General features: G+C 73.5%; 26 protein-coding genes and 1 pseudogene. 6 read left to right on the forward strand and 21 right to left on the reverse strand.

The features are described 5' to 3' along the window. The first annotated feature begins 117 nt into the window (after window positions 1-117). The gene (locus tag ACF08W_RS17075) at window positions 118-291 is read left to right on the forward strand and encodes a hypothetical protein (RefSeq protein ID WP_392279716.1); all 174 of its coding nucleotides are present in this window, start codon (window positions 118-120) and stop codon (window positions 289-291) included. Window positions 292-384: 93 nt separating this feature from the next. On the opposite strand, the gene ACF08W_RS17080 is transcribed toward ACF08W_RS17075, so the two are convergent. From ACF08W_RS17080 to ACF08W_RS17100, 5 genes are all read right to left on the reverse strand, one after another. After that, the gene (locus ACF08W_RS17080; RefSeq protein ID WP_392279717.1) at window positions 385-1,122 is read right to left on the reverse strand and encodes an alpha/beta fold hydrolase; all 738 of its coding nucleotides are present in this window, start codon (window positions 1,120-1,122) and stop codon (window positions 385-387) included. Between the two features lie 70 nt (window positions 1,123-1,192). Next, a complete protein-coding gene (locus ACF08W_RS17085) occupies window positions 1,193-2,335 on the reverse strand; it encodes an FAD-dependent oxidoreductase (protein ID WP_392279718.1) in 1,143 nt (380 codons plus the stop codon). A gap of 235 nt (window positions 2,336-2,570) precedes the next feature. Beyond that, complete coding sequence (locus ACF08W_RS17090; RefSeq protein WP_392279719.1) at window positions 2,571-3,266, reverse strand: TetR/AcrR family transcriptional regulator; 696 nt, start codon at window positions 3,264-3,266, stop codon at window positions 2,571-2,573. 355 nt (window positions 3,267-3,621) lie between these two features. Beyond that, the gene (locus ACF08W_RS17095) at window positions 3,622-5,061 is read right to left on the reverse strand and encodes an SPFH domain-containing protein (protein WP_352274217.1); all 1,440 of its coding nucleotides are present in this window, start codon (window positions 5,059-5,061) and stop codon (window positions 3,622-3,624) included. 108 nt (window positions 5,062-5,169) lie between these two features. Beyond that, entirely contained in the window at window positions 5,170-5,679 is a 510-nt protein-coding gene (locus tag ACF08W_RS17100; protein WP_352274216.1) for a hypothetical protein, read from the reverse strand. A gap of 316 nt (window positions 5,680-5,995) precedes the next feature. On the opposite strand from ACF08W_RS17100, the gene ACF08W_RS17105 reads away from it, so the two are divergent. Beyond that, complete coding sequence (locus ACF08W_RS17105) at window positions 5,996-6,268, forward strand: DUF1876 domain-containing protein (protein ID WP_352274215.1); 273 nt, start codon at window positions 5,996-5,998, stop codon at window positions 6,266-6,268. Window positions 6,269-6,327: 59 nt separating this feature from the next. After that, complete coding sequence (locus ACF08W_RS17110) at window positions 6,328-8,022, forward strand: SpoIIE family protein phosphatase (protein WP_385203923.1); 1,695 nt, start codon at window positions 6,328-6,330, stop codon at window positions 8,020-8,022. Window positions 8,023-8,063: 41 nt separating this feature from the next. On the opposite strand, the gene ACF08W_RS17115 is transcribed toward ACF08W_RS17110, so the two are convergent. The 5 genes from ACF08W_RS17115 to ACF08W_RS17135 all read right to left on the reverse strand — a co-directional run bounded on the left by ACF08W_RS17115 (window position 8,064) and on the right by ACF08W_RS17135 (window position 12,133). Beyond that, window positions 8,064-8,909 (reverse strand): GNAT family N-acetyltransferase, encoded by an 846-nt coding sequence (locus ACF08W_RS17115; RefSeq protein WP_392279720.1) that lies wholly within the window; start codon window positions 8,907-8,909, stop codon window positions 8,064-8,066. 137 nt (window positions 8,910-9,046) lie between these two features. Then, window positions 9,047-9,712 (reverse strand): hypothetical protein, encoded by a 666-nt coding sequence (locus ACF08W_RS17120; protein WP_392279721.1) that lies wholly within the window; start codon window positions 9,710-9,712, stop codon window positions 9,047-9,049. Then, window positions 9,709-10,980, reverse strand: a complete 1,272-nt coding sequence (locus ACF08W_RS17125; protein ID WP_385203140.1) for an MAB_1171c family putative transporter — start codon at window positions 10,978-10,980, stop codon at window positions 9,709-9,711. The genes ACF08W_RS17120 and ACF08W_RS17125 overlap by 4 nt, the downstream gene beginning before the upstream one ends. Before the next feature lie 37 nt (window positions 10,981-11,017). Continuing rightward, window positions 11,018-11,656 carry a toxin gene (locus ACF08W_RS17130; protein ID WP_392279722.1) on the reverse strand — a complete coding sequence of 213 codons (639 nt, stop codon included), beginning with the start codon at window positions 11,654-11,656 and terminating at the stop codon, window positions 11,018-11,020. Between the two features lie 6 nt (window positions 11,657-11,662). After that, window positions 11,663-12,133 carry a hypothetical protein gene (locus tag ACF08W_RS17135; protein ID WP_352274210.1) on the reverse strand — a complete coding sequence of 157 codons (471 nt, stop codon included), beginning with the start codon at window positions 12,131-12,133 and terminating at the stop codon, window positions 11,663-11,665. Between the two features lie 690 nt (window positions 12,134-12,823). Here ACF08W_RS17135 and ACF08W_RS17140 point away from each other — a divergent pair. Next, window positions 12,824-14,305 (forward strand): DEAD/DEAH box helicase, encoded by a 1,482-nt coding sequence (locus ACF08W_RS17140; RefSeq protein WP_392279723.1) that lies wholly within the window; start codon window positions 12,824-12,826, stop codon window positions 14,303-14,305. A gap of 101 nt (window positions 14,306-14,406) precedes the next feature. On the opposite strand, the gene ACF08W_RS17145 is transcribed toward ACF08W_RS17140, so the two are convergent. The 3 genes from ACF08W_RS17145 to ACF08W_RS17155 are packed head-to-tail and all read right to left on the reverse strand — an operon-like array spanning window position 14,407 to window position 17,119. Further along, window positions 14,407-15,171 (reverse strand): SDR family oxidoreductase, encoded by a 765-nt coding sequence (locus ACF08W_RS17145; protein ID WP_385203129.1) that lies wholly within the window; start codon window positions 15,169-15,171, stop codon window positions 14,407-14,409. Window positions 15,172-15,215: 44 nt separating this feature from the next. Continuing rightward, window positions 15,216-15,863, reverse strand: a complete 648-nt coding sequence (locus ACF08W_RS17150; protein ID WP_392279724.1) for a LuxR C-terminal-related transcriptional regulator — start codon at window positions 15,861-15,863, stop codon at window positions 15,216-15,218. Next, window positions 15,848-17,119, reverse strand: a complete 1,272-nt coding sequence (locus ACF08W_RS17155; protein ID WP_385203125.1) for a sensor histidine kinase — start codon at window positions 17,117-17,119, stop codon at window positions 15,848-15,850. The genes ACF08W_RS17150 and ACF08W_RS17155 overlap by 16 nt, the downstream gene beginning before the upstream one ends. A gap of 139 nt (window positions 17,120-17,258) precedes the next feature. Here ACF08W_RS17155 and ACF08W_RS17160 point away from each other — a divergent pair, with 139 nt between their 5' ends. Then, window positions 17,259-17,714 carry a hypothetical protein gene (locus ACF08W_RS17160; protein WP_392279725.1) on the forward strand — a complete coding sequence of 152 codons (456 nt, stop codon included), beginning with the start codon at window positions 17,259-17,261 and terminating at the stop codon, window positions 17,712-17,714. A 199-nt stretch (window positions 17,715-17,913) separates the two neighbouring features. Here the strand turns inward: ACF08W_RS17160 and crcB (ACF08W_RS17165) are convergent, their stop codons facing one another. The 4 genes from crcB (ACF08W_RS17165) to ACF08W_RS17180 form a co-directional block, all read right to left on the reverse strand. Then, window positions 17,914-18,288, reverse strand: a complete 375-nt coding sequence (gene crcB, locus ACF08W_RS17165; RefSeq protein ID WP_385203119.1) for a fluoride efflux transporter CrcB — start codon at window positions 18,286-18,288, stop codon at window positions 17,914-17,916. Then, complete coding sequence (locus tag ACF08W_RS17170) at window positions 18,285-18,686, reverse strand: DUF190 domain-containing protein (protein ID WP_392279726.1); 402 nt, start codon at window positions 18,684-18,686, stop codon at window positions 18,285-18,287. Before ACF08W_RS17170 ends, crcB (ACF08W_RS17165) begins: the two co-directional genes overlap by 4 nt. Next, window positions 18,683-19,096 (reverse strand): fluoride efflux transporter CrcB, encoded by a 414-nt coding sequence (gene crcB / locus ACF08W_RS17175; RefSeq protein ID WP_385203113.1) that lies wholly within the window; start codon window positions 19,094-19,096, stop codon window positions 18,683-18,685. Before crcB (ACF08W_RS17175) ends, ACF08W_RS17170 begins: the two co-directional genes overlap by 4 nt. Window positions 19,097-19,203: 107 nt before the next feature. Then, complete coding sequence (locus ACF08W_RS17180) at window positions 19,204-20,103, reverse strand: GNAT family N-acetyltransferase (RefSeq protein ID WP_385203111.1); 900 nt, start codon at window positions 20,101-20,103, stop codon at window positions 19,204-19,206. 349 nt (window positions 20,104-20,452) lie between these two features. On the opposite strand from ACF08W_RS17180, the gene ACF08W_RS17185 reads away from it, so the two are divergent. After that, on the forward strand, window positions 20,453-22,003 hold the full coding sequence (locus tag ACF08W_RS17185) for an alpha/beta hydrolase (RefSeq protein ID WP_392279727.1): 1,551 nt from the start codon (window positions 20,453-20,455) through the stop codon (window positions 22,001-22,003). A gap of 46 nt (window positions 22,004-22,049) precedes the next feature. Here the strand turns inward: ACF08W_RS17185 and ACF08W_RS17190 are convergent. The 4 genes and pseudogenes from ACF08W_RS17190 to ACF08W_RS17205 form a co-directional block, all read right to left on the reverse strand. Beyond that, window positions 22,050-22,685, reverse strand: a pseudogene (locus ACF08W_RS17190) (phosphoribosyltransferase); the annotation flags it as partial. A gap of 5 nt (window positions 22,686-22,690) precedes the next feature. Beyond that, complete coding sequence (locus tag ACF08W_RS17195; RefSeq protein WP_352274199.1) at window positions 22,691-23,488, reverse strand: VOC family protein; 798 nt, start codon at window positions 23,486-23,488, stop codon at window positions 22,691-22,693. 190 nt (window positions 23,489-23,678) lie between these two features. Further along, complete coding sequence (locus ACF08W_RS17200) at window positions 23,679-24,359, reverse strand: response regulator transcription factor (protein WP_352274198.1); 681 nt, start codon at window positions 24,357-24,359, stop codon at window positions 23,679-23,681. Beyond that, window positions 24,356-25,603 (reverse strand): sensor histidine kinase, encoded by a 1,248-nt coding sequence (locus tag ACF08W_RS17205; protein ID WP_392279728.1) that lies wholly within the window; start codon window positions 25,601-25,603, stop codon window positions 24,356-24,358. The genes ACF08W_RS17200 and ACF08W_RS17205 overlap by 4 nt, the downstream gene beginning before the upstream one ends. Window positions 25,604-25,608 lie beyond the last annotated feature (5 nt).

The following is a 25,608-nucleotide window of genomic DNA, read 5'->3' on the forward strand; positions in this document are numbered from 1 at the left end:
TGCGGTGTCCGGTGCGTGCGATCGCAAGGCGGAGGGTCGCTCCGATACTGGATGTATCGGGGTGACCCCGACAACGCGGCGAGCGTGCGTGCCGGACACCGCACGGCAGGCGGCAGTTTGAAGACAGGTCCTAGCCCCACCTACTCCAACGCGAACGCCAGTGCCGGCTACATCCAGAAGACCATCGACCTGTCCGCCTACAAGGGGCAGACGGTGAAGCTGGAGTTCGCCGGCACCGAGGACGCCTACCTGTCCACCATCTTCCTGCTCGACGACATCGCGATCGGCTGACCGCTCCGGCCCACCACCCGAACTCCCGCGGCCGAAGCCCCTGCTGAGGTGCTCCGGCCGCGGGAGCCGCCGCATGCCGTGGGGAGCAGGGGTTCAGTGGCCGGTGGTCCGGGCTCGGCTGGTGAGGAAGGAGTCGAGAAGGGTGAAGACCGTCTCGGGCTTCTCGCGGATGGGCAGGTGTCCCGCGCCGGGGATGAGTTCGAATCGCGCGTGGGGGAACGCCGCGGTGTAGGCACGGCCGAAGTCGGGGGTGACGACTGCGTCGTCGGCGCCCCAGATCACCAGGACCGGGCAGGTGACGGTGGAAAGGCGGGGCAGCATGCCGACGTCTGCCATGGTCGGCCCGGCGTAGGCGCGCATGGCGGCCATCGCCTGTGCGAGCGGTCCGCCCTGCGGCGCCGCAGCCGGTGGACCGGCGGGCACGGTGATCTGCTGGCCGGGTATGACGGGGCCGATGGCGTCCATGAGGACGAGCCGGGAGATCCGGTCCTCGCGGTCGTCCAGGACGGCCTGGGCGGCGACCCAGCCGCCGAAGGACGTACCGATCACCGTCACGTTGTCCAGCCCGAGGTGGCCGAGCAGATCCAGGTAGGCAGCGGCGAGTGCGGGCACGGAGTCCAGGTTGTCGGGCCGCGGGGTGGCGTTCCAGCCCGGGTGGGTGGGCGCCACCACCCTGTGATCCGAGGCGAGGTGGTCGATCAGGGGCGCGACGCTGGAGGGGCCGGAGCCGCCGTGCAGGACGAGGACCGGGCTGCTGCCCGTGCCGGCCTCGCGCACTTCGAGGTCCAGGCCGGGCCGTAGCGGGATGGTGCGCGGATCGTGTGACGTCATTGTTCTTCCCGGATTGGCTGAGGCGGGTGGGTTCGGTGACTTGAGGGGGTGGTGGCCGTCGGGGCGGGCCTTACCGGGCTGCCGTGCCGGAGGTGAAGAACGCGACCATCTGCTCCAGGCCCCGCTCGCCGAACATCGTGTCCAGGTTGGCGGCGGACTCGGCGGCGCTCGCCTCGCTGCGCGGGAAGAGGGCCTCCTCGTACGCGGTCAGGGCGGCTTCGGTGTCGCCGGGGTGGGCGGCGACGGCCAGGGCGAGTTCGGCGCCGTCGAACATGGCGAGGTTGGCGCCCTCCCCGGCGAAGGGGGACATCACGTGGGCGGCGTCACCGAGCAGCGTCACGCCCGGGACGCGGTCCCAGCGGTGCCCCACGGGCAGGGCGTGGATACGGCGCGGGGTGATCGTCTCCGCGTCGGCGACCAGGCCGCGCAGGTCCTCGTCCCAGCCCTCGAAGTGGGCGAGGACCGCCGCCTTGGCGGCTGCGTGGTCGTTGAAGTCGACCGTGTCCAGCCAGCCCTCGTCGGCCTTGAGTGCCGTGTAGACGTGGAGGCTGCCGTCACTTTCCCGGTGCGCGAGGACGCCGCGTTCTCCCCCCAGGGCGATGAAGAACCCGCCGCCGATCACCGCGGCACTGCGCGGGTGGCGGGTGTCGGCGTCGAACAGGTCGGTCTCGACGAAGGAGATGCCGGTGTAGACGGGCGAGGCGTTCGAGACCAGCGGACGGATCCGGGACCAGGCGCCGTCCGCGCCGATCAGGAGATCGGTGGTGATGGCCGAGCCGTCGGCCAACGTCACCTCGTGACGCCCGTCGCCCAGCGCCCGGGCCCCGGTGACTTTCCGTCCCCAGTGGATGGTGCCATCGGGCAGGGAGCCCAGCAGCAGGTCCCGCAGGTCGCCGCGGTCCACCTCTGGCCGGCCGCCGGTGCCGTCGTCCTCCGCTGCCACGTGCACCGTGCCGTCGGAGCCGAGCAGGCGCATGGCCTGACCGCCCTCGTGGACGATCTTGAGGAAGTCGTTGTGGAGGTCGGCGGCGTGCAGGGCCTTCTGCCCGTTGTTCTCGTGGATGTCGAGCATCCCGCCCTGCGTACGGGCCGCCGCCGACGCCTCCAGCTCGAAGATCGCCGACTCGATGCCGTTGACGTGCAGGACACGGGCGGCCATCAGGCCGCCAAGGCCCGCGCCGACGATTGCGATCGGGAAGTGGCTGGTGCTCATGGGGCCTCCGAAAGCAGTAGGGAACACCTCTGTCCGCCGAGCTGGTCCCGCCGACGCCGCCCAGCTCTGGAGAAAGCCGGCGTACGCGTGATCGGCGGGCAATGACCCGGCCACACAGAAACCGTACCGAACATGTTCGTTACGAACAAGTTCGGTACGGCCATGCCGGGAGGCGGCGAGAAGACTGCGTCCAACCAAGTCAGCCGTCGGCAGGGCGAGCTAACCCGCCCGGAACTCAGCCCTCTGCGCCCGGAACAGGCGTGTGCACGATGCCGTTGATGAGGACGTCGAAGCTCCAGCGGATCCTGTCCGGCACCGAGCCGCCGATCAGAGCGGGCATGTGTGCCGCGATCGCCGGACGCTCGGCGCCGTCCACGGCGTGCAGCGCACGCACCGTAGCGTTCCAGTCGTCCTCAGAGGCGGGATCATGCTCCCGCGTCGAGTGCTCGGCAGCAGTGGCCGTCGCGTCCTGGAGCAGTTTGTCCATCCCCCAGGCGACCTGCTCGCGACCGGCGCCGCTTTGCGAGAGGAGACCGAGGATGCGCTCCACCAGGCGCAGGTAGTTCTCGCCGCTCGGGCGGGCGACGAGCGCCGCCCGCGCCAGCTGCGGGTACTCGAACAGCACCCGGGTGTACGACGTCATGACGGCACGGAGCTGCTCACGCCAGCTCTCACCGCCGTCCCGCCCGGTCAGGTCGACCTCGCCGAGGAGAGAGTCCAGAACGGCCGCGTGCAGCTCGGCGGTGTTGGCGATGTAGACGTACAGAGACGCCGGGCCGGTATCCAGCTCCTGCGCCAGACGGCGCATCGTGACCTTCCCCAGCCCCTCCGCCCGCATGATCCGCACGGCGGTGTCCACAATCCAGCGCCGGGACAGGGAGGGCTTCGCCGGACGCTCCCGGCGGCTGGTCGGCTCTCTTCTCGCAGTCATAAACCTGATCGTAACGAACGTGTTCGTACTACGGACCGGTCTGGCCTGCCGCTCGGCCCGGGCGACCAGGCCGAGGGCGATGATCCGCGCGTACGTCGCCCCGGGACGGCTCGCCGCTGCGGTCGCGTACCGGTCGGTGGCGTTGGGGCGATCGCCGAAGGTCTCGAAGGCCTTCGCCGTGCGGGAGTGGACCGTGGCCACCGGCGGGCCCCACACCGCGCCCAGAGCGGAACGTCGTCCCCAGAGCCCCGGCCCCGGCCGCCAGGGCGGCCTCGGCGAGCCGGGTGGGTACGCGCGTGCCCGGACGGGAACTCCCGTCCGGGCACGTGGTGTTGATGGCGCGGTGGCCGCTTCGTCAGTCGGTGATCTCGATGGGGGTCTCGGCGGCCGGGGCAGGGGCCTGGGCCGGGGTCCCGGGCTTCTTGCCGGACTTGGACTGGAGGTTCTGGAGCAGGGCGCCGAGGTCGACTCCCGTGGTGGAGCTGAGGAGTTCCATGCCCTGGGCGACGTTGTCGGTGACCGTGCGGGACAGCTGGCTCGCGCCGTCCGTGGAGATCACGGTCATCTTGTCGACCGCGCTGAGCGGCTCGGACGCCTTGGCGACGACCTGCGGCAGCACCTCGACGAGCATCTGGAGCACGGCCGCGTCGCCGTACCGCTCGAAGGCGTCGGCCTTCTTGTGCATGGCCTCGGCCTCGGCGGAACCCCTCGCCGCGATGGCCGCGGCCTCCGCCTCGCCCTCGATGCGGACGGCGTCGGCCAGCGCCGAACGGTGCAGCTTCTCACCCTGACCGGTCAGCCGGGCGCGCTCCGCGTCCGCCTCGGCCTCCTTGACCTGGGCGATCCGGCGGGCCTCGGCCTCCTGCTCGGCCTGGTAGCGGGCGGCGTCGGCGGGCTTGCGGATCTTGGTGTCGAGTTCGCGGTCGGTCAGGGCGGCCTGGCGCTCGGCGACCTTCTCCTGCTCCGCGAGGATGTCCTGCTGGCGGGCGGCCTCGGCGAGCGGGCCCGCCGCGTTCGCCTGGGCGGCGGCGGCTTCCGTCTCGGCCTTGATCTCGGCCTGCTTGAGGTAGAAGGTCCGCTCGGCGATGGCGATCTCCTCGGCCGCCTTCAGCCGGGCCTGCTCGGAGGCGCGCTTGGCGATCGCCTCGGCGATGTCGGCCTCCTGCTTGGCGCGGGCGGCCTCCGGGCGGCCGAGGTCCTCCAGGTAGGAGCCCTCGGTGGTGATGTCCTGGATCTGGAAGGCGTCCAGGATCAGGCCCTGGCCGGAGAGGCTGGCCTCGGCCTCCTCCGCGACCTGTCCGGCGAAGGCGGCGCGGTCCCGGATGATGTCCTCGACCGACATCCGGCCGACGATGGCGCGCAGCGCGCCGGAGAGCACTTCCTGGGTGAAGCCGACGATGCCGTCCTGCTGCTGGAGGAAGCGCTGGGCGGCGGCGCGGATCGCTTCCTCGCTGCCACCGACCTTGACGATCGCGACGCCTTCCAGGTTGGACTTGACCCCGCGCAGGGTGACGGCGCCGCGCACCGCGATCGGGATGTGCCGGCTGGAGAGGTCCAGGGTGAACTTCTGCTGGACGAACGGGACGACGAAGACTCCGCCGCCGACCACGACCTTCTGGCCGCTGTTGTCGATGCTGGTCCGGCCGGTCACCGGATCGGTCGACTTCTTGCCCCGGCGGCCGGTGATGATGAACGCCTCGCTGGGCCCGGCGACCTTGTAGCGGGTGATGACGACGAGTGCGAGCAGCACCAGGAGTACGACGACTCCGGCGACCGCGGTCACGACTGGGCTCATGAGGTGTCCCCCCTGTCGCCTCTCGGGGCGGCAGCTAGGTTCGGGCAGTGCGCCGCGCGCGGGCGAGGGTGCGTGCTCGGGCGCGGTGGGTGGTCGGTGCGGTGGCGGTCAGTGTTCGACGGGGCGGACGGCGACCGAGGTGGTCGACAGCGCGGCCTCCACCCAGATCTCGGTGCCCCGGGCGATCGGCGTCGGGCTCTTCGCCGCCAGCTTCACGGGCTGGCCGGCGAGGCTCAGCAGGACCTCTCCGTACCCCTCGGCCGGGATGGCCGTGACGACCGAGCCCGAGGTGCCGACGAGGTCGTCGCCGCGCGGGGTGACGCTGGTCTGGTCGCGCATCAGGGCCCGGCTCAGCTTCCAGGTCAGCCAGGCCGCCACCAGCCCGGCCAGCACTCCGGCGGCGGTCGCCACGACCGTACCGGCGCCGGTGGTACCGAGCACGATCGCGCCCCCGAAGCCGAGCATCGAGAGGAACCCGGCGATGACCGGGAGCGAGAGGAGCCCGTCGAACAGGCCGTCCAGAACACCCCCGAGGAGACCTTCGAGTATCCCGTCGAAGATCAGGGACAGGACGAGCAACACGATCCCGGCAATGCCGAGACCCAGGAACACGTTCATGCGACCATCACCCTCCCCGATCCCCCGGTCGGAATCCATCGAGTGCCGGACATCGGACGCCGGACATCGGAGCCGGACGCCGGACATCGAAACAATTCCGTCGAACTGGCTGGATGGTCCCATACGTACACCCGGCCGTCACTGCCGGGTTCCGGCAATCTTTTACGCGCCCTTTATGCCGGGGTTGCGCGGCCGGAGCACGGCCGGAGCACGGCCGAGCGCACCTCCGGAACACACTGTCCACAGGCTGTGGACAACGCCCGGCCGTGGTGCGCGGGCGGAGGAACGGGCGCACGCTGGTAACGAGGTGAGCGTCATGGTGATGACAACCGTCGGATGGCATGTGGAGCTGGAGTTCGAGGAGGACACCCACCGCACCCGCGCGGCCGCCCTCGTACGACTCCCGGACGGGTCCGAGGTGCGGGCCCATGGTTACGCCAGCCGCCATCCCTCCGACCAGTCCCAGCCACGGGTGGGCGAGGAGATCGCGGGGGCCAGGGCCCTCAACGAGCTGGCGATGAAGATGCTGACGAAGGCGCACGACGAGATCGACGAGGCGTCCGGCCGGACCTCGCACCCGCTGACCTGAACCGGGCAGACGACCCGCACCGGGCCGACGCGGACGACGACCGCCCCGCACCACTCGAACTGGAGGCGCTGGCGGCGCTGCTCGACGGCACCCCGGCGGGGGTGGCCGTCCTGGACGACCAGTTGCGCTACCGCTACGTCAACCCGGCACTCGAACGGATCAACGGCATCCCCGCCTCCGAGCACCTGGGCCGCACCATCGACGAGGCGCTGCCCCGGCTCGACGCGCGCGAGGACCTGATCCGGGCGGTGCTGGCGGACGGGAAGCCCCGGGAGGTCACCGTCAGCGGGTTCACCGCCCGCGACACGCGCGTACGGCGGTACTGGCAGGGGGCGTTCCACCGTCTGGAGTCCCACGGGCGGGTCATCGGCGTGGCCGCGATCGTGCTGGAGGTGATGGCCGCCGACCGCCGCCAGCGGGAGCTGGAGCAGGCCCGGCGCCATCTGGACCTGCTGGACATCGCGACCACCCGGATCGGCACCACCCTCGACATGGACACCACCTGCGCCGAGCTGGCCGGGCTGGTCGTGCCGGGGCTGGCGGACGTCGCGATCGTCGAAGTCTTCCCGCCGGACGTCGCCGCGCCCGTGCGGCGCGCGCCCCCGGGGGTGCTGCGGCTGCGGCGCGCGGCGCTGCAGGCCGGGCCGGAGCTGATGGAGGATCTGGAGAGCTTCGGCTTCGGGATGGCCGGTGAGTACATCGACTACCAGGAGAGCGCGGCCGTCCCGCGCTGCCTGGCGTCCGGCCGGCCGGTGGTGGAGAACTACACCACCGACGCGCAGCTGCTGCGCTCCGCGCCCGGCCCCGAGCGGCTCGCCTCCTACCGGGCCCTGGAACTGCACTCGGCGCTCATCGTGCCCGTCGCGGTGCGGTCCGGTCCGCTCGGCGTCCTCGGGCTGATCCGGTCGGGGGACTCGCCGGTCTTCACCGACGAGGACGTGGTGATAGCCCGGGAGCTGGCCGCGCGGGCCGCCGTCGACATGGACCACGCCCGCCGGTACGCGCACGAGCACACCATCGCCCTGGAACTCCAGCGCTCCCTGCTCTCCGAGCCGCGTCCGCCGCATCCGCACATCGAGATCGCCACCCGCTATCTGCCGGCCGACCGGAGCGTCATGGTGGGCGGCGACTGGTTCGACGTCATCCCGCTGCGGGACGGGCGCCATCTGAAGGCTATGGGCGATGTGATGGGGCACGGGGTGGAGGCGGCGGTGGCCATGAGCCACTACCGCTCCCTGCTGCGGATGTTCGCCGACGACGAGCTGGAGCCGCACCAGATCCTGGAGCAGCTGGACCGGATGGTCGAACGGTCCGGGCTGGACCGGGCCGCGACCTGTCTGCTGGCCGTCGTCGACCGGTACGGCGCGGCCTGCGAGGTGTCGAGCGCCGGGCATCTGCCGCCGGTGCTGATCGACCCGCTCGCGGGGACCCGGGTGTGCGAGGAGATCGCGGTGGGGCCGCCGCTCGGGGCCGGGTTCGGGGGCTACCGGACGACCCGGCTGGAATTCGATCCCCGAACGGTGCTCTTCCTGTACACGGACGGGCTGGTGGAGCGGCGGGGCGAGGACATCGACACCTCGGTCCGCCGGCTGCGGGAGCTGACCATGCCGTCCGACGGCAGCCTCGACGACCTGCTGGACGGGGTCCTGGACCGGTTCGGTCCGGGCGCCGAGGACGACATAGCCGTACTCGCCTCCCGGACCCGGTCCCGGGATCCGGTCCCGCCCCGGCCGGAGACGTACGACGCGACCTGAGCCGGGCCGGTCCGTGCGGCCGGGCCCGGCCCAGGGCCGGTTCAGCCGAGTTCCAGGCTGGTGACGCCGAAGAGGCCGGAGCGGTCGAACTCCGGCACCGGTCCGGTGTACATCCGGGCGGTCTCGAACGACGGGCTCAGGCCCAGCTCCTCGGCGAGCCGCACCGCCGCCGGGTTGACGTCGGGCACGTCGACCGCGACCGGCACCCCGGGATCGGCCGCCGCCAGCGCGCCGACCAGCGCCCCGGCCACCTCCGGCGACTCCGCGTACACCGGGCCGATGCGGGAGGCGGCCCGGCAGGGGCGCGTCACGGCCAGTCCACACAGCTCGCCGTCGCGGACGGCGGCGAGCGAGACCCGGGTGGGGTGGGCGATCCACGGGGCCAGGAAACTGTCGCGCTCGGCCGGGAAGAAGCGGCGGTCGTACGCGGCGAGCCGGTCGAAGGCGACCGCCCGCCCGTCGACCAGCTGCACCCCGTCCGGGACCGGCCGGGCGGGCGGCAGCCCCTCGCAACGCATCGTCGTCCAGGCCGAACGGAAGCCGGACTTGCGGTAGTTGGCCTGCTGGTCCACCACCCCGTCCAGGCCCACGTTGCGGCCCGCCAGCCGCTCCATCCCGGCCCGCCAGGTCCGGATCCCGTACCCCTGTCCGCGCAGGTGCGGCCGGACGAGGTAGAAGCCGAGGAACCCGAAGTCGGGGCCGTAGCGGACGACGGAGACGCAGGAGACGGGCTCGCCGTCCAGCCGTCCGATCAGGAAGCCGCGGGGGTCGGCGGCGTGGAAGGCGTGACGGTCGGTCAGCCCGGGGTTCCAGCTCTCCTCGTGGGCCCACTCGGTGAGCAGGGCGAGGTCGTCGGCGCTGGCGATGGTGATCTCGAAGTTCGGCACGGGGCAAGCCGTACCCCACGGGCCGACCGTTCAGCGGCGGGTTTCGGCCGAGCGGAGGATCCGGGCGGGCCGGAGCCTCGGGCTCCTCCGCCTCATCCGCCTCCTCCGCCTCCTTGGCCTCGGGCTCGGGCTCGGCCTCAGCCGAAGAGGAGCGCGGTCGCGGTGGTGGCCCCCAGCGACGCACCGGCGATCACCTGCGCGACCGTGTGGTACCGGAGCGCCACGCGCGACCAGCAGACCGCGACCGTCATCGTGTAGCCGAGCAGCCACCACGGCGAATGGACCGCGGCGAGCAGCGCGACGACGGCCGAGGCCACCGCCGCGTCCACCGAGATCTTCCACACCGTGTTGACGGCCAGCAGGACCACGGTCATCGCCCACAGGGCCAGCATCGCCAGCAGGATGCCGGTCGGCGCGTGGCCGAGGACCATCACGACCGAACCGGTGCCGATGGAGCCGAGGATGACGAAGAAGATCGGGGCCCGTTTCGTCCGGTCGACGACATGGCGGTCGCCCCAGGTGCCGCGGCCGCGCTCCCACTCGATGTACCCGGCGGGCACCAGTCCCGCGCAGAGGGCCCCGAGGAAGCCCCAGAGCAGTCCGGTCCAGTGGCCGGCGGCGGCCAGCCCGATGCCGAGCATGCCCACGAGCAGGACGTTGCGGGGCTGGAAGACGTCGGTGACGGTGCGGGCGGTGCCGGTGGTGTCGGTGGTGTCTGTGGTGTCGGTGGTGTCTGCAGCGGCTGCGGTGTCCGTGGGTTCTGTGAGTCCCGTGGGTTCCGTGGTGCCGTCGGTGGTGGTCATGCGGTCTCCTCGATGGCGGAAGGGGCGGCGGTGGCGTCCGCCAGTACCCGCGCCGCACGGTCCTGGTCGACGGTCCGGTAGGCGGTGGCCACCCGGACCAGCCAGGCCACCTCGCCCTCCTGGTCGGTGGCGTGCTGGGTCTCCACGGCCGCCGCGGTGGTGGCGGGGGCGCCGTCGTTGCGGGCGGTGAGCGCCGCCTTGATCCAGTACGCCTCGGTGAGCGGGCCCGCCCGGTCCGGGGCGGTGACGCCGTCCGCCGCGGCGGCGGCCTTCGCGGCGGGCAGCAGGGCGTCGGGCACGTAGTGGCGCAGCTTCTCCACCGCGTCCGCGATGTCGGCCGCCCAACGGTCCACGCGCAGGTCGGCGGGGGTGCCGAAGCGGGTGATGTCGCGGACCAGCGAGGCCGGCGGGTCGAAGGGCTGCTCGGGGAAGGCGGTCATCAACTCGCGCCAGAGGCCGTGCAGCCGGACCTGGGCCCGCCAGAGCCTCGCGCGCCGCCGCACCTTGCTGAGGGCCGGGATCGAGGCGCCCACGGCGAAGAAGGCGAACAGCACCAGTTGGGCGGCCTCGGTGATCTCGTCGAAGCGGAGCGCGAAGGACTCGCTCGGGGTGTCGACGACACTGACCCACAGGAACAGGGTCCGGCTGACGGTGTAGCCGACACCGATGACCATCGCGAACGTCATCATCCCCAGGCCGACGCGGAGATGGCGCGTCCCGGCCCCGGCGGTGGCCAGCGCCCACTGGTACGCGCAGACGGCCGACGCGGCGCCGAGGTAGAGGTAGAAGACGCTCATGTACAGCGTGGCGCCCCACTGCCCGGCGTGGTCGGAGACGAAGCGGTCGGAGGGCACGGAGCGGTCGACGACGGTGAAGAACAGCACCGTGAGCAGGATCAGCGTGGCGATCGACGCCTTGGCCGCCACGTGCTGGATGGCGCGGGCGAAGCGCACATGGCGCGGCACGGTCCCGCCGTCCGGGTAGCGGCCGTAGATCGCCACGATGTAGCTGAGGATCGCCAGGATCGCGATCGTCGCCGTGTAGTGCTTGATCAGTACGGCGAGGTCGGTGACGGCGCTGTCGTTGAGCGCGATGCGCACGGCCCGGGTCTTGGTCCACAGGGCGGCGGCGAAGCCCGCGTAGCAGCCCCACAGGGCCCGGCGGCGCTTGTCCTCCTCGTCGCCCCACAGGGCCGAGGGCATGCGCCACAGGGCGACGGCCGTCATCAGGGCGGCTATGAGGTAGCCGGCGAGGTCGAGCGGGGTCACGGCGGGGTCCTTGGGGGTGGGGGACGGGGCGGCGGGGTCAGTCTCGGCGGAACAGGCCGCGGCGGCGGTTGGCGACCGGGCGGGAGAGGGAGTTGGCCAGCCGCCCCACCATGTCGTCGCTCGTCACGTCCAGGGCCATGCGGGGGATGAGCGAGGCGCCGAGCTCGGCCATCCGCTCGTCGTGGGTGTCGTACTGCGCGCGGGCCTGCACGGTGCCGTCCCCCGACCGGATCGCGTCGGCGAGGTCGGTCACCGCGGGCGGGGGCGGGGCGGACGGCGCGGAGGCGGACGGTGCGGGGGCGGTCGCGGGGCCGGTGCCCAGCACCCTGCTGATCAGCGAGGTGTCGAAGACCGGAAGCAGACGGCGCAGCTGCTCCGGGTCGAGCGAGGTGCCGTGGTCGAACCACTCGTGGCACAGCTCGTGCAGGATCACGTGCTGGGTCTGGTACGCGGTCGGCCTGCGGCGGTAGAGCACGAAGCTCGTCCCGCCGGTCTTCAGGCGCAGCCCGCAGGCGGCGTTGACCCGGGCCAGCCGGTCGGGCATCTCGTGCAGCACGATGGTGCGGCCGCGGGCCGCCTCCATGTTCGCCACCAGCGCGCCGATGGAGAAGGGCGCGGGTATCGGCAGGTCGGCCAGCCCGGCCTCGCACTCCTTCCGCAGCTGACGCAAGGACATGGAGGGCTACTTCCCCGACCCGCCGGGGGTGGCCGTACCCGGCGCCCCCGGCAGGTCCTTGCTCTGGCCCGTGGACTCCCGCAGCAGGGAGAGCGCGAACTGCAGCAGCTCCGGCGGGAGTCCGTCCTCGTCGAGACCGCGCCCCGCCACCCCGCTGATCTCCCCGGTGCGGCGCAGCGCGAGGAACTGGAGCCCGGCCACGACGTCGTCGACGACCTCCGACTCCTCCTTGAAGAACCGCCAGTCCACGCCGAAGCCCAGGCCGAGCGCCTTGAGGATGTCCTCGGAGGGCTGAGTGACCTTGCCCGCGAGGATGTTGGAGAAATAGCTGTGCGAGAGCGAGCCGCCGCGCTCCTTGACGAGGTCGGCGAAGAAGCGGCCCGAGATCTTCTGCCCCGGAAAAGTCTTCTCCACCATGTACTCGACCTTCTGCTGCAAGGTCCGCAGTTCCGGTGCGCGTTCCTCGGCGCTGTCCATCGGGCCCCCCACGTATCCGCCGCTTCCGTTCGATCGGTGCTCACGGTCATCGATTCGGTCAACGGGCTCGTACTGTAACGAACGCTGACGCGGCGTACCCGAAGTGGTGGCTGGCACGGGAACGGACTTGCGTAAACACGCTACGTCACTGTTAACTCGAAAAAACACGGGCAGGGGACCACGAGGGGAGTCCCCTGCCCGTGAAAGAACATGGTGCGCGCGAATTCACCCCGGACAAAAAGTGCATTGTGCACGCATCGGCCGGGCGGCCGGCCCCGGAGCATGGGTGTAGCCCTTCACGACGGGGGATGCATGAAGGGCTACACCCGCATTATGGCCGCCGACCAGGCCGATCATCAACCACCCTCCGGCGTGGCGCACCGGGTCGGGCGCACCGGCGCGCGACGGGGGCGGGCGACCGGAGCCGCACGCCGGGGCAGGAAATCGATTCCCCGGACCCAGCCAAAAGCCTTTCACCCTCCCTCCACGGCCTCCGAAAGCGCATTTGCGCATCTTCCCCCTTCATGCGTAATTCGACAGGCAAATGCCGTTAATGGCGAAATTTCGCCATGCTATTATTCGGGGTCGAGTAGCGGTTTGCCGTGAGATACGAGGCCGGTCGGCCGGGACCGGAGGGCTCCGGACGGTCCGCCCGAGCCGCCCCGACAATGTCAGGAAGGGTTCCTCGTCATGGACCGCGACCACGATCACGACCGCATCCCGCATTCGGACCGCGCCGACGGTGCCAATTCCGCCGGTGCTGATTCGACCGGTGCCGATTCGGTCGGCGCCGATTCCGCGAGCGCCGATTCCGGTACCGGGTTCGCCGAAATGGCGTTGCCCGCCGCGCTGTTGCCGGTGCTCGCCGCCGAGGGCGTCACCACCCCGTTCCCGATCCAGGCGGCCACGTTGCCGAGCGCCCTGGCGGGGCGCGACGTCCTGGGGCGGGGCCGGACGGGCTCGGGCAAGACGCTCGCCTTCGGGCTCGCCGTGCTGGCGCGTACCGCGGGCAGCCGGGCCGAGTCCCGCCGGCCGCTGGCCCTGGTCCTGGTGCCCACCCGCGAGCTGGCCCAGCAGGTCACCGAGGCGCTCACCCCGTACGCGCGGGCGCTGCGGCTGCGGATGGCCACGCTGTACGGCGGGGTGCCCGTGGCGCCGCAGGCCGCCGTGTTGCGCGAGGGCGCCGAGGTGGTCGTCGCCACGCCGGGCCGGCTCCGGGATCTCGTCGAGCGCCGGAGCTGCCGGCTGGACCGGGTGGCCGTCACGGTCCTGGACGAGGCCGACCGGATGGCCGACATGGGCTTTTTGCCGCAGGTCACCGACGTACTCGACCTGGTGCGGCCGCAGGGCCAGCGGCTGCTGTTCTCCGCGACCCTGGACGGCGACGTCGACCAGCTCGTCGCCCGCTACCTCCACGACCCGGTGGTCCACGCGGCCGACCCGGTGGCCGGTGCGGTGGCGACGATGGAGCACCATCTGCTCCTGGTCCGGCCCGCCGACAAGTTCGCCGTCGCGACCCGGATCGCGGCCCGGGACGGCCGGGTCATCATGTTCCTGCACACCAAGCACGCCGCGGACCGGTTCACCGCCCATCTGCTCGGCAGCGGCGTACGGGCCGCGGCGCTGCACGGCGGCCGGTCCCAGCAGGAGCGCACCCGCACGCTGGACCGGTTCCGGGCCGGGCAGGTCACGGTGCTGGTCGCCACGGACGTCGCGGCGCGCGGCATCCACGTCGACGAGCTGGACCTGGTCGTCAACGTCGATCCGCCGGGCGACCACAAGGACTATCTGCACCGCGGCGGCCGCACCGCCCGCGCCGGGGCCTCCGGCACCGTCGTCACGCTGGCGCTCCCGGCCGAACGCCGGGAGACGGCACGGCTGATGGCCGAGGCGGGCATCACCCCGCGGACCACCAAGGTCCGCCCCGGGGACGACGAGCTGGGCCGGATCACCGGGGCGCGCGAGCCCTCCGGCGTGCCGGTCGACGGCGCGGCCCCCTCCCGCGAACGGACCGGCAGCGGCGGCAGCGGGGCTGGTGCCGGCGGGGGCGGTGCGCACTTCCGGGGGCTGGGCAGCCGTCCCGCGAAGCCGGGCCGCTCGCGCCGCCCGGACCTGCCCACGGCCCAGGCGCGCGCCGCCGCCAAGCAGCGGCGCGCCAACAAGGGCGGCTGAGCGGGCCGGGCGTTCGCGGGGCCGCCGGGACGGGCCCCGGCGGCCCACGGCCGGGGGCGCGGCGTCCCCGGGCCGCCCCTGGTCCGCCGGAGGTCCTGCCGCTACCGCCCGCCCGAGACCCGCAGCACCGCGCCGGTCACGTACGACGCCTCGGTGGACAGCAGCCAGCTGATCGCGGCGGCGATCTCCGGGGCCGCGCCGATCCGGCCGAGCGGGATGCCGGGGACGGCCGCCACCGCCCGGTCCGGGTCGCCGGCCATGGCGTGCATCTCGGTGTCGATCATCCCCGGGGCGACGGCGTTGACCCGGATGCCGTCGGGGCCCAGCTCCTTGGCGAGGCCCACCGTCAGCGCGTCCGTCGCCGCCTTCGTGGCCGCGTAGTGGACGAAGTCCCCCGGGCTGCCCAGGGTGGCGGCGGCCGACGACAGGTTGACGATGGCGCCGCCGCCGTTCGCGGCCAGGTCCTTGGCGGCCCGGCGGCAGCAGAGCAGATAGCCGAGGAGGTTCACGTCGACGACCCGGCGCAGGGTCTCGGCGGAGGTGTCGGCGAGCCGCCCGAGCGGGCCGGTCACCCCCGCGTTGTTGACCAGGCCGGTGAGCGGGCCGAGCTGCTCGGCGGCGGTGTCGAAGAGCCGTTCCACGTCGGCCTCCTCGGCGGTGTCCGCCCGTACGGTGACACAGCGCGCCCCGGCGGCCCGTACCGCCGCCGCGGTCCGCTCGGCGGCCTCCGCGTCGCGCACATAGCCCAGCGCGAGGTCGTGGCCGTCCGAGGCGAGGCGGACGCAGGTCGCGGCGCCGATGCCCCGGCTGCCGCCGGTGACGAGGGTGACGGGGCGCGGGGTCCCGGGGGCGGGGCGGTCCGGCACGGAAGGTCCTTTCGGTCGACGGACGGAAGGTGTCTGACGTGGCGTCAGGACGCGTTCAGGTAGGCGAGTACGGCGCGGACCCGGCGGTGGGTGTCGTCGTCGTCCACGATGCCGAGCTTGCCGAACAGGGAGGTGGTGTACTTGCCGATCGTGCTCTCGCTGAGGAAGAGTTGACGGCCGATCGCCTGGTTGGACAGCCCCTCGGCCATCAGCGCCAGTACGGAGCGCTCCCGGTCGGTGAGCCGCTCCAGCCGCCCGCCCGGCGCGGTGGAGGCCAGCAGTCTCGCGATGACGGCCGGGTCCATGGCGGTCCCGCCGCCCGCGACCCGCTCCAGGGCGTCGATGAACTGGTCCGCCTCGAAGACGCTCTCCTTGAGGAGGTAGCCGACGCCCCCGGAGCCGTCGGCCAGCAACTCCCGTGCGTAGAGCTGCTCGACGTGCTGGGAGAGGATCAGGACCGGGAGCCCGGGTGTCTCGGCGCGGGCCGCGAGAGCCGCCCGCAGCCCCTCGTCCGACTGGGTGGGCGGCATGCGGACGTCGACGACGGACACGTCCGGGCGCCAGGTCCGCAGCGCGTCGAGCGTCTCGGGCCCGGTCGCCGTGGTCGCCACCACCTCGTGGCCGTACGCCTCGATCAGCCGGACCATGCCGTCGCGCAGCAGGTAGAGATCCTCGGCTACGACGATTCGCACGGCACCGCCATCCTCACTCGGGTCGGGCCCCCCGGCGGGCCGTCGGCCTCCAGTGTGCCGTCGAAGACCGCCAGCCGTCGGCGCAGCCCGTCGAGTCCGCCGCCGGGCCGTTCGTCGAGGCCGCCCCGGCCGTCGTCCGCCACCTCGACGACGACCCCCGGGCGGCCCTCCCCCCTCGGGAGGAAACGGACCCGCGCCCGGGTCGCGCGGGCGTGCTTGACGGTGTTGGCCAGCAGCTCGGCGACGCCGAAGTAGAGGGCGGACTCGATCGGCGGATCCAGGCGCAGCGGGGCGTCGGCGGTGACGGTCACATCGAGGGGGACGTCCAGGGCGAGGGCGCGGACGGCGTCGACCAGGCCCCGCTCGGTCAGAACCGGCGGGCTGATCCCCCGGACCAGTTCACGCAGCTCCGCCAGCGAGGCGGCGGCCCCGCCCCTGGCCTCCCGCAGCAGCGCCCTGGCCTGCTCGGGGCGGCTCTCCAGCAGCTTCTCCGCGGTCGCCAGGGAGAGGCCGAGCGAGACCAGCCGGGCCTGCGCGCCGTCGTGCAGGTCCCGTTCGATCCGGCGGATCTCGGCGGCCTGGGCGAGCGTGGTGTCGGCGCGCTGGGCGGTCAGCTCCGCCACCCGCTCCGCCAGCGCCATCGCGGCCGAGGGCCGCAGGAAGCGCACGGCCACCGGTACGAGGGGCCGCCAGGCGTACGGGGCCGAGCCCCCGGCCACGGCCGCCCCGAACGTCCCGAGGAGCCACCCGGCCGCCCCGGGCCGGCCGAGCCCGTACACCGCCGCCGCCACCCCGGCCGCCGGAACGGCCGCGACGACGCCCGCCGTGAACGGGAGCACCAGGACGAACCGCAGATCGCGCCGGACGGCCGGGTCGCCCCACCGGACCCGCCACCGCTGGTCCATCAGCGCGTCGCGGCGGGTGCGCTCGTAGCCGAAGCCGTTCCACCAGTGGCCGGTGGACAGTTGCGTCACGGGACCGGCCCGCCGGTACCCGGCCGGGATCACCGTCCCCGTCCAGCGCGCGACGAGCAGTCGGACGGTCCGGCACACCGGCCGGGACAGCCCGAGCGTGCCCGCGCACACCAGCACCAGGGGGGCGAGCCAGGACCACGGGTTCCCCGCCCCCCACCGGATGCCCAGCGCCACCGCCGCCGCCCACACGGCCGGCACCGCCAGCGCGACGGCCGCCACGGCGCACGCCCGCGCGAACCCCGCGCCGACCCGCACCGGCCACGCGTCCGGATCCAGCCTCATGTCCCCTCCTCCGTCCGCCGCCAGGGCCTTCGTCCGGATCATGCCGGGCCCGCGCGCCGCCGGGGAGTGGGGCCGGCCCCACTCTTCCGTGGGGCCGGCCCCGTACCGGGGCAATCGTGCGCTCCCTAGCGTCAGGGGCATGGAAACCGACACCTGCTCCACGCCCCGCACCACCCCCGGACTCCGGCACGCCGCCGCCCGGGTGACCGGCTGTGTCACCGCGTACGGCGTGCTCGGCGCCGTCGCGCTGGTGGCCGTCGCGGCGGTGGCGGCCGGCGGCCACCCGGTCAACACGTTCATGTGGGTCCGGGCGGCGCTGCTGCCGCTGGTCGCCGTGGTGATGCACCGGCTGGCCGTCGCCGCGTTCCGGGACGGCCCAGGCGGGCCGGGCGGCCCGGGCTCCCGGCGGGCCTTCGAACGGCTGCGCACCCTGGCCGGGATCATGCCGGTCGCGATCGTCGGCGTCGACCTCGTCCCGGGCGTCTGCCCGCTCTGGTACGCGGCGGTGCAGACCGTCTGCGTCCTGCCCGTCGTCCGGATCGCGTTCCTGGCCCGGGGCGCCGCGGTGCGCACCACGTTCCCCCGGGGACACTGACCGCCGTTGGGGTGGCGCGCGGCCGGGGCGCGGCGTGGTGACGGGGCCGGGGCGCGCGCGGTTGCCTAGCGTCGGCGCCTGACGGACCGCTCCGGCGCGCACCACGGGTTGAATCGCCCGGCGCCCGGTGACGGCTCCTCCCCAACGGCGTTCCCCTGCCACCGCCTCGCATCGCGGTGGCAGGGGACGCCGGCCGCGCTCAGGCCCAGAGGGCGTGGGCCAGCTCCACCCCGGCGAACGCCGCGCCCAGCCCGGCCACCACGCTCCCCGCGACATTGGCCACCGCGTACGACCGGGCCCCGTCCTCCGCCAGCCGCAGCGTCTCGTAGCTGAACGTCGAGTACGTGGTGAGCGCCCCGCACAGTCCCGTGCCGATCAGCAGTTGGACGTGCGAGGAGGCGGCACCGGCCGCCACCGCGCCGGTCAGCAGGCCCAGGATCAGCGACCCGGCCACATTGACCGTGAACGTGCCCCAGGGGAAGACGCTGTCGTGGCGGGACTGCACCGCCCGGTCGGTGAGATAGCGCAGCGGGGCGCCGACCGAGGCCCCGACGATCACCAGCAGCCAGTTCACCGGCCCCGCTCCCCCTCACCGCTACCGCTCTCGCTGCCGTCGCCGTCGCCGTCGCCGTCGCCGTCGAAGCGGACGATCTCGCACGCGTCCAGGACGACCAGTCCGCCGGTCGCCACCAGTTCCCCGATCTGCGGCAGGAACGCGCGGATCCGGTCCTCCCGGTCGACGATCACGACCGCCACCGGCAGGTCCTCGCTCAGCGAGAGCAGCCGTTGGGTGTGGATCATCGAGGAGCCGCCGAACCCCTCGATCCCCCGGAACACACTGGCGCCCCCAAGCCCCGCCCGGTGGGCCCGGTGCACGATCTCGGTGAAGACCGGCCGGTGGTGCCATCCGTCGGACTCGCCGACGAGGACGGTCAGGCGCAGGGCCCGTTCCGTCCGTGGTGTGGTCGTCATGGCCGCCTCCAGGCCAGTACGCGTCGAGTCGCCCACACCGCGCCCGACACCGCGGTGAGCGCCGCGAGCAGGGTGAGCCCCAGATACCCCAGTGCGGCACGGACCCGGCCGCCGTCGACGAGACGCTGGATGTCCACCGCGTACGTGGAGAAGGTGGTGAACCCGCCGAGCACACCCGTGCCGAAGAACGGCCTGACCAGCCGGTGCGCCGACCATGCCTCGCTGATCACCACCATGAACGCGCCGATCACCGCGCATCCGATCACGTTCACGACCAGCGTCGTCCACGGGAAACCGGTGGCGGCGGTGGGCCAGAGCAGCGACGCCCCGTACCGGGCGCAGGCGCCGGTCGCACCGCCGAGCGCGACCACCGCGACGACGGGACCCTGCCGGTTCGGGGCTGTTCCCATGGACACGAGATCTCCTGCCTGCTCCTCCCACCAGGCTATCGCCGCCGTACGCGGCCGTGCGCCGGGGACGGCCGGTACCGTCCCGTCCCCGGCGCGCGGCCCCGGGCCTACACCGCCGGGGCCGGCGGCCGGAAGTTGACGCGTTCGCGGACGACGGGGAAGCCGGCCCGGGCGAAGTTCGCGGCCATCGGGAAGTTGCCCCGGTCCGTCGCCCCGCTGATGAACTCCGCGCCCCGCTCCACGAGGAAGTGGGTGCACTCGGCGAGGAGGTCGTAGGCGTAGCCGCGGCCGCGCTGCCCCGGTACGACGCCGATGAAGCCGATGGTCGGGCCGGACGGGTTGTGCGCGGGGATGTGGATCCCGGCCAGCTCGCCCTCCGGCGTGTACGCGGTCTGCCACCACTCCCTCGGCGAGGGGCACCAGTGGAAGAAGTCGAGCTCCTCCCGGGCCGCCTGGTCGAGGCCGCCCTCCGCGACGGCCTGGAGCGCGTGGGCGTCCAGGGTGGCGGAGTGGATGTCGCGCAGCGCGTCGAAGAACACGGCGTCGTCGGGTTCGGCCCTGAAGCTCAGCCGTCCGGGCCGCTCGGGCAGGCCGTGGTCCGGGGTCCAGCGGTACAGGAAGCGCTCCGCCAGGAGCTCGTACCCGGCGGCCCGGGCCGCGGTGAAGCGGGTGTCGGCGGCGGCGCGCAGGCCGGGATCGTCCTGCCAGCCGCCCGGCAGGTTGAACTCCAGCTCGACCTGCCGGGGAGCGGAGCGCAGGAGCTCGGCGCCCGCCGCCTCCTCGCCCTCGGCCACGTCGAACCAGTTGATGTTGACGGGCTCCTGGTCGTCGGGGCCGCCCCACCACGCACCGCGTGCGACGACCTCGCCGCCGCGCAGGGCGACGCGCATCCACTCGGTGCGGAACCGGGTGCGCCGATGGCTCTCACGGGCGCCGAGCGGGTCGGGGAGTGCGTCGAAAAGATGGGCATCGCTCGTGGAGAGCGTGCGAATGACCGTGTCGGTCATGGATTCCTCCGGGAATAGGGCTGCTCGGAGCGCTCCCGGCCGGAATTCGGAACTCGTCAGAATTCGCGGACCACGCGGGGACAACGGAAAAGGGAGCGCGGGAAAGACGTGAACTGCACGGCACTCGCCTCCTTCCGTCCGTCTCAGGGCGTGGAGCCACAGAGTAGGTGATCAACCCCGGTTCCGTCCAAGGTTTTTCGCGTCCCGCCCCACCCCTGGGACGAGGCACGTCCCCCGCCACCCGTCACCTCCGCGAGCACACCCCCCTGCCCTCCGGGGGACAGCCCCACCAGTCTCCGTCCGGGCTGCCGGATGGGCCGGAGGGCCGCACCCCACCAGGCTGTGGGGCATGAGGAGTCACCGAAAATCCGCCGCGCTCGTCGCCCTGTCCGCCACCGCCGCCGTCACCCTGCTCACCGGGGCCGCGCCCCCGGAGGCCGCCGCCTCCGCCGACTCCGTGCCCGCGCTCTCCTGGCGGCCCTGCGCCCGGGCGGACGGACCGGCCGGGCAGGAGTGCGCCGAGCTGCCCGTACCCCTGGACTACCGGGACCCGGACGGGCCGCTGCTCTCCCTCGCCGTGACCCGGGTCCGCAGCGACCGGCCCGCCGAACGGCGCGGGACACTGCTGGTGATCCCGGGCGGGCCGGGCGGCTCCGGGGTGCGGGAGGTGACGGAGACGGGGGCGGCGTTACGGCGGGAGACCGGGGGGCGGTACGACGTCGTGAGCCTCGACCCGCGCGGGACCGGCGGCAGCACGAAGGCGGGCTGCGGGCTCGGACCGGAGGACCGGGAGCTGGTGAACATCCGGTCCTGGCCCGGCCCCGACGGTTCGATCGACGAGAACGTGGTCCGGGCCCGGCGCACCGCCGAGACCTGCGCCCGCAACGGCGGCGCCCTGTTGCGGAGCCTCACCACGGCCAACGAGGTCCGGGACATCGACCGCTTCCGGCAGGCGCTCGGCGAGGAGCGGCTCTCGGCCTGGGGCGTGTCGTACGGCACCTACGTGGGGGCGGTGTACGCGCAGAAGTACCCGCAGCACACGGACCGTTGGGTCCTGGACAGCAACGACGACCCGGACCCGGCGCTGGTCGAGCAGGGCTGGATGGCCCGTGGGGCGGTGGGGGTCGACGACCGCTTCCCCGACTTCGCGCGCTGGGCCGCCGACCCGGCCCGGGACGCGGCGGGGCTGCGGCTCGCACGGCGGGCCGAGGACGTGCGGCCGCTGGTGCTGGCGCTGGCGGCGCGGCTGGACCGGGAGCCGGTGGAGACCACTACTCCGGGCGTTCCGCTGACCGGCAACCGGCTGCGCCAGGCGCTCCAACTGGCGCTGGCCTCCGACGACTCCTTCACCGGGTTCGCGGAACTGGTCCGGGCGGCCGGGGACGGGAACGGCGGGGACGGGGACAGCGGGAACGGGGACAGCGGGGACGGCGCGGCGAAGCCGGTGCTGCCCGCCGCGCTGAGCGGGCCGCTGCCGGACGCGGACGCGACGGTCGCGATGGGCGTGGTCTGCAACGACGTGCGCTGGCGGGGCACCGTCACCGAGTACCGGCGGGCCGTCGCCGCCGACCGGGTGGCCCATCCGCTGACCGCCGGGGCACCGGCGAACATCAATGCGTGCGCCTTCTGGAAGGACGCCCCCGCCGAGAAGCCGGTCGCGGTCACCGACCGGGGCCCGTCCAACATCCTGATGATCCAGGGCCTGCGCGACCCGTACTCCCCCTACTCCGGCGCCCTGCGGCTGCGCACCGCCCTCGGCGGACGGGCCCGCATGGTCGCCGTCGACCGGGGCGGCCACGGCATGTACCTGGCCAACGGGAACGCCTGCGGCGACCGCGCCGTCACCACCTTCCTGACGACGGGGAAGCGGCCGGAGCGGGACATCCTCTGCACGGGCTGACACACGCCCCGCGGGGCGGTCAGTCGCAGCCCGGTGTGGGGTGGCCGCCGCTGCGGGCGCGGGCCAGGAGGGAGAGCACGTCCTCGTCGGGGGTCTGCGAGAAGTCCCGGTACCACTCGCCGACCGCGTGGAACAGCCGGGGCGCCGACAGGCACACCACCCGGTCCGCGATCCGGCGCAGCCGTTCGAGCGCCTCCGGGGCCGCCACCGGTACGGCCGCCACCAGCAGGGCCGGCCGCTGGGCGCGCACCACCCGGCAGGCGGCCTCGGCGGTGGCGCCGGTCGCGATGCCGTCGTCCACGACGACGACCGTCCGGCCGGCGAGCGGCACCCGGGCCCGGCCCGCCCGGTACACCCGGGCCCGGCGGGCCAGCTCGGCCTGCTCGACGCGTTCGACCGCCGCGAGGTCCGGCCGGCCGGCCCGCAGCGGACCGGCGACGTCCTCGTTGACGACGCGTACCCCGTCCTCGCCGATGGCGCCGAACGCCACCTCCTCGTGGTGCGGCACCCCGAGCTTGCGGACGACGATCACGTCCAGCTCGGCGCCGAGGGTCTGCGCCACCTCGAAGGCCACCGGGACGCCGCCGCGCGGGAGGCCCAGCACGACCGGGTTCTCCCGCTCCAGGTCGCGCAGCTCCTCGGCCAGCTGCTGTCCCGCGTCGGCGCGGTCGACGAACAGCACGGCGGTCAGGAGACCGGGGCGGTCTCGGGCACGGCACCCTCGGTCGTCTCCACGTCGATGAGGGAGAACGCGGCGCCCTGCGGGTCGGTCAGCGCGGCGAACCGGCCGAACGGCATGGTCTGCGGGCCGTGGCGGAGGACGGCGCCGCGCTCGGTGGCCTTCGCGACGGCCGCGTCGCAGTCGGCGACGGCGAAGTAGACGTTCACGTACGACGGGACCTCGGGCGGGGAATCCTCGCCCAACCCCATCCGGCCCATGACGGTCTCGTCACCGAGGTTGAAGAGCCGGAAGTCGATGTGCTCGTCCCGCATCTCGCGCAGGGTGTACGGGAAGACGGCGGGGAAGAAGGCGTCGGCCTTCGCGGGCTCCCGGGTGAAGATCTCCGCCCAGCAGAACGCGCCGGGCACCCCGCGCGCCCCGAAGCCCTCGTGGCTGCCCGCCTGCCACACACCGAAGGCCACGCCGCCGGGGTCGCGGGCCATCAGCATCGTGCCGAAGTCGCCGACCCGCATCGGGTCCATCAGCGTCTCGCCGCCGTTCGCGCGGATCTTCTCGGCGGTGGCGTCGGCGTCGGGCGAGGCCAGATAGAGGCACCAGGCCGACGGGGCGTCCTGCCCGGGCATCGGCGGCATCAGGGCGGCGACGGCCTTCCCGTCGGCGTACGCCTGGGTGTAATGGCCGAACTCCGCCGACGACTCACCGAACGTCCAGCCCAGCACATCCCCGTAGAAGCGCTTCGCGGCCTCCAGGTCGACGAACATCGCGTCGGCCCAGCAGGGAGTGCCCTCCGGCAGTGCGGCCATGGCCTGACTCCTTCCCGATCGGGTGGATGGTCCGGCTCCTCACGCCGAGGGCTGTCCCGCAGACCCCTGGCGGGCGCGCGACGACAGCTCCGGCACCTCGCCGCATTGTCGGAACATCCACATATGTCCAGTATGCGAATACTCCTCCACCTTGCGATGCACCGCATCTGACGCCGCGCGTGCCGGGGCGCTACCCCCGGTCCTGCGGCGGGTCGACCCGGACCAGGCCCGACTGGTAGGCCATGGCGACGAGCTGGGCCCGGTGCCGGGCGCCCAGCTTCGCCATCGCGCGGCCGATGTGCGTCCGCACGGTCAACGGGCTGACGTGCGTCAGCGCGGCGATCTCGTCGTTCGACAGCCCCTCGGCGGCCTGCGCCATCATCTCGCGCTCCCGGGCCGTCAGGACGTCCAGCGACGCCGGGGCGGCGGTCCGGCCCTCCGGGCGGGCGAGGTAGCGGGTGATCAGGGACCGGGTCGCGGTGGGCGACAGCAGCATGTCGCCCGCGGCCACCGTCCGGATGGCGTCCAGCAGCTCCTCGGGGCCGACGTCCTTGCCGAGGAAGCCGCTGGCGCCCGCCCGCAGGGCCCGGGTCACGTACTCGTCGATCTCGAAGGTGGTGAGGATGAGGATGCGGGTGCTCCGCAGCGTCTCGTCGCGGCAGATCTCCTCGGTGGCGGCGAGACCGTCCGTACCCGGCATGCGGATGTCCATGACGACCACGTCCGGGACGGTGGTCCGGGCCAGCTCCGCCGCCTCGCGGCCGTCCGCCGCGACGCCGACGACCTCCATGTCGTCATTCGACTCGATCAGCAGCCGAAACGTTCCGGCCAGCAGCGCCTGGTCGTCGGCCAGCAGCACCCGGATGGTCACGGCGCCGTCCTCCCGTCGTCGTCCCCTTCCCCGGACTCTCCGGGGAGGGCCCCGCCCGGCTCCGCCAGCGGAAGCTCGGTGGACACCTCGAAGCCACCGCCCGGCCGGTGTCCGGCGGCCAGCCGGCCGCCCGCCGAGCGGGCCCGTTCGCGCATGCCGATGAGACCGTAACCCGGGGTTCCGGCGGCCGGTCGCGCGTGACCGTCGTCGACGACGGTCAGGGTGAGCACCCGGTGCCCGTAGACGAGCCGGACCGAGGCGTTCGCGCCGCCCGCGTGCTTGGTGACGTTGGTCAGCGCCTCCTGCACGACCCGGTACGCGGTCAGATCGGCGCCCGGCGGCAGCGGGCGGACCTCGCCCTCCACCCGGACCGACACCGCCAGACCCGCCTGCTCGAACGAGGCGATCAGCTCCGGCAGCCGGGCCAGTCCGGGCGCGGGCTCCAGCGGGGCCTCCGGATCGCCGTCGCTGCGCAGCAGCCCCACGGCCGCCTTCAGCTCGCGCAGCGCGGAGGAGGTGGTGCCCGCCAGTTGGTCGAGGGTCCGCTGCGCCTGGTCCGGCTTGCTGCGCAGCAGGTACGCGGCGGTCGCCGCCTGGGCGTGGGCGAGGGTGATGTGGTGGGCGACGATGTCGTGGAGCTCGCGGGCGATCCGGGTCCGCTCCTCGCCGACCCGGCGCCGGGCCTCCTCCTCGCGGGTGCGTTCGGCCAGTTCGGCGCGGGCCTCCACGGCCGCCAGATGGTCGCGCCGGCTCCGTACCAGCTCACCGAGGGCCCCTGCCAGCAGGACCGAGGAGACCAGGCCGAGCTGGTCGCCCCTGAGCAGCGCCGGTCGGCCCCAGCCGGTGGAGAAAACCAGCAGGGCGAGGGCCGTACCGACGGTGTAGACCGCGGCCGTACGCGGGGTCGTGCGCTGCGCCAGCAGGTAGAGGGCGACCAGGGCGGCGCCCACCACGCTCGTGTTGGGGTCGAAGGACGTCCCGGAGCCGGGGTTGCCCATCAGCCCCAGGGCGCCACCGGTCACGGTGGTCGCCACCACCGTGAGGCGCGGGCAGCGGCGGTGGCCCAGCACCAGGACGGCGGAGGGCACCAGGGCGGCCAGCACGAACCCGGGCGCCGGTGCCCGGACGATCCGGCCCTCGGCCAGGGTGCCGGCGAAGACCGCGAGACCCCACAGCACCACCGCCGCCAGCAGGTCCGCGGTGCGCGGGTGGCGGTGGAGCCACCGGCGCCCTTCGGTGAACACGCGCG

This window comes from Streptomyces sp. NPDC015144 (assembly GCF_043079735.1).
GTDB lineage: Bacteria > Actinomycetota > Actinomycetes > Streptomycetales > Streptomycetaceae > Streptomyces.

What these genes read in the sequence shown, in the direction of transcription:
- ACF08W_RS17080 (WP_392279717.1), bottom strand. Translation starts at nt 1,122, where the DNA reads ATGACGTCACACGATCCGCGCACCATCCCGCTACGGCCCGGCCTGGAC.
- ACF08W_RS17085 (WP_392279718.1), bottom strand. Translation starts at nt 2,335, where the DNA reads ATGAGCACCAGCCACTTCCCGATCGCAATCGTCGGCGCGGGCCTTGGC.
- ACF08W_RS17090 (WP_392279719.1), bottom strand. Translation starts at nt 3,266, where the DNA reads ATGACTGCGAGAAGAGAGCCGACCAGCCGCCGGGAGCGTCCGGCGAAG.
- ACF08W_RS17095 (WP_352274217.1), bottom strand. Translation starts at nt 5,061, where the DNA reads ATGAGCCCAGTCGTGACCGCGGTCGCCGGAGTCGTCGTACTCCTGGTG.
- ACF08W_RS17100 (WP_352274216.1), bottom strand. Translation starts at nt 5,679, where the DNA reads ATGAACGTGTTCCTGGGTCTCGGCATTGCCGGGATCGTGTTGCTCGTC.
- ACF08W_RS17105 (WP_352274215.1), top strand. Translation starts at nt 5,996, where the DNA reads ATGGTGATGACAACCGTCGGATGGCATGTGGAGCTGGAGTTCGAGGAG.
- ACF08W_RS17120 (WP_392279721.1), bottom strand. Translation starts at nt 9,712, where the DNA reads ATGACCACCACCGACGGCACCACGGAACCCACGGGACTCACAGAACCC.
- ACF08W_RS17130 (WP_392279722.1), bottom strand. Translation starts at nt 11,656, where the DNA reads ATGTCCTTGCGTCAGCTGCGGAAGGAGTGCGAGGCCGGGCTGGCCGAC.
- ACF08W_RS17135 (WP_352274210.1), bottom strand. Translation starts at nt 12,133, where the DNA reads ATGGACAGCGCCGAGGAACGCGCACCGGAACTGCGGACCTTGCAGCAG.
- ACF08W_RS17140 (WP_392279723.1), top strand. Translation starts at nt 12,824, where the DNA reads ATGGACCGCGACCACGATCACGACCGCATCCCGCATTCGGACCGCGCC.
- ACF08W_RS17155 (WP_385203125.1), bottom strand. Translation starts at nt 17,119, where the DNA reads ATGAGGCTGGATCCGGACGCGTGGCCGGTGCGGGTCGGCGCGGGGTTC.
- ACF08W_RS17160 (WP_392279725.1), top strand. Translation starts at nt 17,259, where the DNA reads ATGGAAACCGACACCTGCTCCACGCCCCGCACCACCCCCGGACTCCGG.
- ACF08W_RS17170 (WP_392279726.1), bottom strand. Translation starts at nt 18,686, where the DNA reads ATGACGACCACACCACGGACGGAACGGGCCCTGCGCCTGACCGTCCTC.
- crcB (WP_385203113.1), bottom strand. Translation starts at nt 19,096, where the DNA reads ATGGGAACAGCCCCGAACCGGCAGGGTCCCGTCGTCGCGGTGGTCGCG.
- ACF08W_RS17180 (WP_385203111.1), bottom strand. Translation starts at nt 20,103, where the DNA reads ATGACCGACACGGTCATTCGCACGCTCTCCACGAGCGATGCCCATCTT.
- ACF08W_RS17185 (WP_392279727.1), top strand. Translation starts at nt 20,453, where the DNA reads ATGAGGAGTCACCGAAAATCCGCCGCGCTCGTCGCCCTGTCCGCCACC.
- ACF08W_RS17195 (WP_352274199.1), bottom strand. Translation starts at nt 23,488, where the DNA reads ATGGCCGCACTGCCGGAGGGCACTCCCTGCTGGGCCGACGCGATGTTC.